This window comes from Mesorhizobium sp. P3_A9 (assembly GCF_056402975.1).
The window spans coordinates 1-4,864 of record NZ_JBFUGJ010000408.1 but is presented as its reverse complement, the minus strand read 5'-3'; the positions used below and the strand labels follow the sequence as shown (position 1 = coordinate 4,864).

The following is a 4,864-nucleotide window of genomic DNA, read 5'->3' as shown; positions in this document are numbered from 1 at the left end:
AGATGGAACAGGCCCGCGTTTATACATTGACATCTAACAGTTAGATATCTAACTATTTGTGGACAGCAGGCGAAAGAGGAAATCCGGTCATGCAATATGTCTATATCGTCGTCATCGGTCTTCATGTCCTGGCAGGCGTCTTCTGGGCCGGCACCACGGTCACGCTGGCGCGCGATCCCGAGATCCGGGCCGAGCGCTTCATCCGGCCACAGTTGGGCGCCGCCGTCATGGTTTTCCTGACCGGGGCGCTGCTGTGGTACTTCTTCCACGGAGCCTATTTTGGCTTGACGGAGATGGTGCTGGCGCTCGGCATTCTGACCGCCTTCGCCGCCGCCGGCGTCCTCGGCGCCATGGTCAGGGCGCCCAGCCGGCGGCTTGCCGGCGCCAATGCGGAAACCGAAACGCAACTGCGTTCGAGAATGGCGACGGGCGAACGCATTGCCGCGCGGCTGCTGGCCATCACGGTGCTGTGCATGGCTGTCGCCAGGATGTTCTGAGACGCAGCACCAGCTCACGAGATCGTACGTTGTCTGGCAACGAGCCAATGACGTGCGGGCGCGCGGTCAGGCCAACGTACACGGGCTCTCGTACGCAGGCTTAGCCGCGCGCCACCAGCGGTACGAATTGCAGCAGCAGCCTTTCTCAGGTTAGCTTTTTGCGCGCCTGGTTTTCCAATGCCTCCACAAAGACGGCCGGTTCCCATCCCGCATCCAGCGCGCGATGGAAAAGCGCCTGCTGTGTTTCCGGCGCAAGGCCGCCGAGCGGCGGGTCGCGATCGAGATTGGTCGGAAAGGAATAGCCTTCCGCCGACGATGCTATGGCGTTGTCGACCGCCTGCCTGGTCAGGCTGCCATCGCCCAGCATGCGCTGGACAATTGGATAGAGGGCCGCGCTCATGCGGGTCCGGTCCACACTCTCCATGGCGCGGCCATAGGCCGATGACACCTGCAACAGGTTCGCCATGCGCTGGATGTCGGCGGACCGGTTGGTGCCGGCGGCGTGGAACAGCGCYGGATTGAAGAACGCCGCATCCCCTTTCCTGAGGGGCAGTTGAACATGATGCTCGGTGAAATGGGCCTGGAATTCGGGGCGGTTCATCGCCAGGTACCCGGGCARATAGGTCTGCGAATAGGGCAGGTAAAGCGTGGGGCCGCTTTCCACCGGCATGTCGCAATGAGCGACGGCGCCCTGCAGCGTCAGCACCGGCGAAATCCGATGGACATGGACCGGGTAGCGTTCGATGACCGATGCGGTCTGAAAGCCGAGATGATAATCCCGGTGCGCCGACTGGGACGCGCCGCCCGGCCTGACATTGTTGACCTGCGATGTGACTTGGTAGGCCGGGCCGAGCCAGGCTTCCGATATCAGCGCGATAATGTCGTTGCCGTAATAGGCGGCGAAGGTTGCGGGATCGCGCAGGCAAAGCTTTTCCAGCGCGTTCCACACCCGGTCGTTGGCACCGGGCTTGGCAAAATGATCGCCTCCGCCTGCCCCGGCCGCGCGCTCCTCGGCGATGATGGCGTTGAAGGCCTCCGTCGCGGCATCGATCGGGGCCACATTCTCGAAAGCGCCGCGAAAGACGACCACACCTGGGCCGTCCGTCATCGCCTCGACCCACTCGGCGAGAAGCGCCTTGCGCCGGGCCGGATCGCCGGCGGCCGCGCGCACCGCGGCACCGTCGTAGATCAGGACGTTCTTCTGCACCTCGGACGCGAACGGATAGTCCGCCAGGTTTGTGGTCCGTTGCGTCGACGCCGCAAAATCGTCGATGCTGCACATATCGGCGGTTAACCAGACACGATCGGATCTGAGCTTGGAAAAATTGTCGGCCTTCACGGTATCCTCCCCATGGTCTTGTTTCGACTGGATGGCGGAAGTATAGCTCCGACTGAGAGGTGGCATATCGCTGAAACACCTCAAAAACACCTCAAGATCGGATCGAGACTGCTGATGTCGCATCCATTCCTGGTGAAGGACATTGCCCAGCAGGCCGGCGTCAGTATCGCCACGGTCGACCGTGTCCTGCATGGGCGCAGCGGCGTGCGTCAGCACACCATCCGCCGCATCGAGCAGGCGATCCGCGAACTGGAAACACAACGCTCGCAGCTCGGTCTGTCCGGCCGCAAATTCATTCTCGATCTCGTCATGGAGGCTCCGGTGCGCTTCACCGAGGCGGTGCGTGCGGCGCTGGAGGCCGAGATGCCGGGCCTCCATCCGGCCGTGTTCCGGTCACGCTACCACCTTGCCGAAATGCGAGCGGTGGCGAACACCGTCTCCCTGCTTGATGCAATTGCCCGTCGCGGCAGCAACGGCATATTCCTCAAGGCGCCCGATGTTCCGGAGATAGCGGCCGCGGTGGATCGGATCGTTCAGTCGGGCATACCTGTCGTGACCCTGGTCACCGATCTGCCGAACAGCCGGAGGCTGGCCTATGTCGGCGTCGACAACCGCGCCGCCGGCGAAACGGCTGCCTATCTGATCGGCGCATGGCTGGGTGGACGACATGCTGATGTCCTGGTCACATTGAGCAGCAACCGGTTCCGGGGTGAGGAGGAGCGCGAGATCGGCTTTCGCCGCGCCTTGCGCGAAAACTTTCCCGATCTCGGGATCGTCGACATCAGCGAAGGGCACGGCATCGATCGCGCGACGGGCGAGCTGGTCCGCACCGCGCTGATAAATCATCCCGACATTACGGCGGTGTACTCCATCGGCGGCGGAAACGCCTCCATCGTGCAGGCATTCGCCGCGGTGAAACGGCCGTGCCGGGTGTTCATCGGCCACGATCTCGACGCCGACAATCTCGACTTGCTGCGAAGCCGACGCATTTCGGCCGTACTGCATCACGATCTCAGACAAGACATGAGGACGGCCTGCATCCACATCATGCGGGCACAGGGCGCATTGCCGAAATCGGTCGCGCCAGGCGCGTCCAACATCCAGATCATCACGCCGTTCAACATGCCGGCGTGAGCTGGTCGTGGATTAAATCCGCAAGCCGAACCTGATCCCGTCATAGATGGCGGCATGGATATTGCGTGAGGCGACCGCATCGCCGATGCGCAGCAGCACGAAGCCGGCTTCGGGGTTACGTGTAGGGAAAATGTCGCCACCGTTGACCAGCCGCTCGTAATCCACCGCGCCACCATTGCGCGACAGCGGTTTCAGGCTGAGGTAGAGATCGTCGAGCGGCGCCGTACCGTGCTCGACCACCACCTGGTCGACCCGTCGCTCGCCGCGCCAGCCATCGGCAAAATCCGAAGCAAGTTCGGCGACCAGTTGATTGCCCTCACGGCGCACCGAGCGCAGGCGCGTGTTGATGGTGATGGTGACGCCCTGTTCCTGAAAGGCGCGCATATACGGCACGTGGTTCATGCCGCCCATTTCGGGGGCAAAGAAACGCTCCGGCGAAACCAGCTCCAGCTTGGACCCCGCGGTTGCGATCAACTCGGCCGCGCCCATGCCCTGATGGCCGCCATTGTCGTCAAACAGCAGCACGTTCTCGGCCGGCTTGATGCTGCCGGCCATGATATCCCAGCTCGACGTGACGAGATTGTCGCCCGCTGTCAGCGGCGGGTTCTGCGGCAGGCCGCCGGTGGCAACGATCACCACATCGGGCGCCAGCGCCAGAACATCATCCTTYTCSGCCCAGGTGTCATAGCGGATCTCGACGCCGAGCCGGTCGAGTTCGGCCAGCCGCCAGTCGATGATGCCGATCAATTCCTTGCGGCGCGGATTCTGCGTCGCCAGACGCACCTGGCCACCCGCTTGCGACGATGCCTCCAGGATCTTGACTTGATGGCCGCGCTCGGCTGCGACACGCGCCGCCTCCAGCCCACCGGCGCCGGCACCGACGACGACGACCTTCCGCTTCGGCCCTTCGGTCTTGACAATAATGTGCGGAATCTCGGCCTCGCGGCCGGTCGCGGCATTGTGCACGCACAGCGCCTCGCCACCCTCATAGATGCGGTCGAGGCAATAGGTGGCGCCGACACAAGGGCGGATCTCGTGTTCACGGCCCTCCATCACCTTTTTGATGATGTGGGGATCGGCGATATGCGCACGCGTCATGCCGACCATGTCGAGCTTGCCGGTGGCGATAGCATGACGCGCTGTGGCGACATCGGAGATGCGCGCCGCGTGGAAGGTCGGAAACTTTGTCGCCGCCCTCACCTCGCCGGCGAAATCGAGGTGCGGCGATGACCGCATGCCGGCCACCGGAATGACCTTGGTCAACGCCGCATCGCTCTCGATCGACCCACGGATGATGTTGAGGAAATCGACCTTGCCGGAGCCGGCCAGCCGCCTGGCGATCTCGACACCCTCCTCCTTCGACAGGCCTTTCTCGAAGTCCTCATCGGCAACCATGCGAATGCCGACGATGAATTTCTCGCCGACCGCAGCGCGCACGGCGTCCAGCACCATGTTGGTGAAACGCAGSCGRTTGTCGAGCGAGCCRCCRWAMKCRTCRTCGCGMTGRTTGGTGGCCGGCGACCAGAAGCCGTCCATCAGATGGCCGTAGGMYTCGAACTCGATGCCGTCGAGGCCTGCCGCCTGGCAGCGCTGCGCAGCCGAAGCGTAGTCGGCAACGATGCGCTCGATGTCCCAGTCCTCGATCGTTTTCGGGAAAGCGCGATGCGCCGGCTCGCGTACCGGCGAAGCCGAAAGCACCGGCAGCCAGTCGGCCTTGTTCCAACCGGTGCGGCGGCCGAGATGGGTGATCTGGATCATCACCTTGCAGTCATACTCGTGGCAGGCCTCAGTGAGTTCGGCCAGCCACGGCACGATGCGGTCGTCATAGACATGCAAATTGCCGAAGGCGGCGGGGCTGTCGCGCGAAACGATCGCAGAGCCGGCCGTCATGGTC

The 4,864-nt window shown here is 63.4% G+C and carries 4 protein-coding genes; 2 read left to right on the top strand and 2 right to left on the bottom strand.

Annotated features, from left to right (window positions below; translation table 11 throughout):
- The first annotated feature begins 89 nt into the window (after nt 1-89).
- Nucleotides 90-497, top strand: a complete 408-nt coding sequence (locus tag AC1DX0_RS31200) for a hypothetical protein (RefSeq protein ID WP_477219151.1) — start codon at nt 90-92, stop codon at nt 495-497.
- Between the two features lie 145 nt (nt 498-642).
- On the opposite strand, the gene AC1DX0_RS31195 is transcribed toward AC1DX0_RS31200, so the two are convergent.
- On the bottom strand, nt 643-1,836 hold the full coding sequence (locus AC1DX0_RS31195; RefSeq protein ID WP_477219152.1) for a phytanoyl-CoA dioxygenase family protein: 1,194 nt from the start codon (nt 1,834-1,836) through the stop codon (nt 643-645).
- A 114-nt stretch (nt 1,837-1,950) separates the two neighbouring features.
- Here AC1DX0_RS31195 and AC1DX0_RS31190 point away from each other — a divergent pair, with 114 nt between their 5' ends.
- Entirely contained in the window at nt 1,951-2,970 is a 1,020-nt protein-coding gene (locus AC1DX0_RS31190; protein ID WP_477219153.1) for a LacI family DNA-binding transcriptional regulator, read from the top strand.
- Between the two features lie 12 nt (nt 2,971-2,982).
- Here AC1DX0_RS31190 and AC1DX0_RS31185 read toward each other — a convergent pair.
- A partial coding sequence (locus AC1DX0_RS31185; protein WP_477358286.1) for an oxidoreductase occupies nt 2,983-4,864 on the bottom strand: 1,882 nt, incomplete at its 5' end.

What these genes read in the sequence shown, in the direction of transcription:
- AC1DX0_RS31200 (WP_477219151.1), top strand. Translation starts at nt 90, where the DNA reads ATGCAATATGTCTATATCGTCGTCATCGGTCTTCATGTCCTGGCAGGC.
- AC1DX0_RS31190 (WP_477219153.1), top strand. Translation starts at nt 1,951, where the DNA reads ATGTCGCATCCATTCCTGGTGAAGGACATTGCCCAGCAGGCCGGCGTC.